Source organism: Gordonia sp. i37 (assembly GCF_002043085.1).
Taxonomy (GTDB): domain Bacteria; phylum Actinomycetota; class Actinomycetes; order Mycobacteriales; family Mycobacteriaceae; genus Gordonia; species Gordonia polyisoprenivorans.
The window spans coordinates 1-930 of record NZ_MVPX01000293.1; the positions used below are offsets into that span (position 1 = coordinate 1).

At 65.1% G+C, this 930-nt stretch carries 1 protein-coding gene and 1 pseudogene; one reads left to right on the forward strand and one right to left on the reverse strand.

Features of this window, described 5'->3' with window-relative positions; genetic code table 11:
- A pseudogene (locus B1964_RS14150) lies at positions 1-423 on the reverse strand (heat-inducible transcriptional repressor HrcA); the annotation flags it as partial.
- A 155-nt stretch (positions 424-578) separates the two neighbouring features.
- Here B1964_RS14150 and B1964_RS14155 point away from each other — a divergent pair.
- On the forward strand, positions 579-930 hold a 352-nt coding region (locus B1964_RS14155), incomplete at its 3' end, for a type II toxin-antitoxin system VapB family antitoxin (protein WP_079930240.1).

Sequence of the window (930 nt, forward strand, 5' to 3'; positions counted from 1 at the left end):
GATCACCTCGAGGTGACGCACCGTCGCCGTGGAGAGCACCGGATACTGGATGACCGCGACCTGGCGGGTGAGCTGGGCCAGCAGTCGCACCGACCGGCGCAGCACGTCGTCGAGATCGACCCCGGAATCGAGCACTGACAGGATCGCGCGACGCTCGGCCGCCGACAGCGGTTTGACCTCGCTGATGCGGTCGACGAACATCCGGTACCCCTTGTCGGTGGGTATCCGTCCCGAACTCGTGTGTGGTTGCGCGATGTAGCCCTCGGCCTCGAGTACCGCCATGTCATTGCGAACCGTGGCACTGGAGACGCCGAGCTGATGGCGTTCGACGAGTGCCTTCGAACCGATCGGTTCCTGCGTGGCAACGAAGTCGGTGACGATGGCACGAAGAATCTCGAACCGCCGATCATCGGTGGTCGACACAGGCCAGACCTCCTCTCGAACCCGCCCTCTGCCCTACAGTGGGTGGGTTCATTCTACGAAACACCGCCACGAAGTACGGGTGCACGTGTTCGACCGGCGAGGCGCCGACGATCTCCGCCGCCCCGGCGAACGCCGCCCACGACAGGAAGGTCGCGATGATCTTCAAAGGCGTCCGGGAGGGCAAACCGTATCCCGACCACGCGTTGACCCATCGCGGATGGGCCAAGATCCCGCCTCGACAGTTCCGCCTCGACGAGCTGATTACGGTGACGACGGTGCTCGCCCTGGACAAGCTGCTCAGCGAGGATTCCACGTTCTATGGGGATCTGTTCTCCCACGTGGTGCGCTACGACGGAAACCTGTACCTCGAGGACGGTCTACACCGGGCGGTCCGATCGGCGCTGCGTAACCGCACGGTCATCCACGCACGGATGCTCGACCTCGACGCGCTCGATCTGCGACCGGGGGCGCCGCCGCTCGACGAGCAACTCGGCACCGAGACCGACG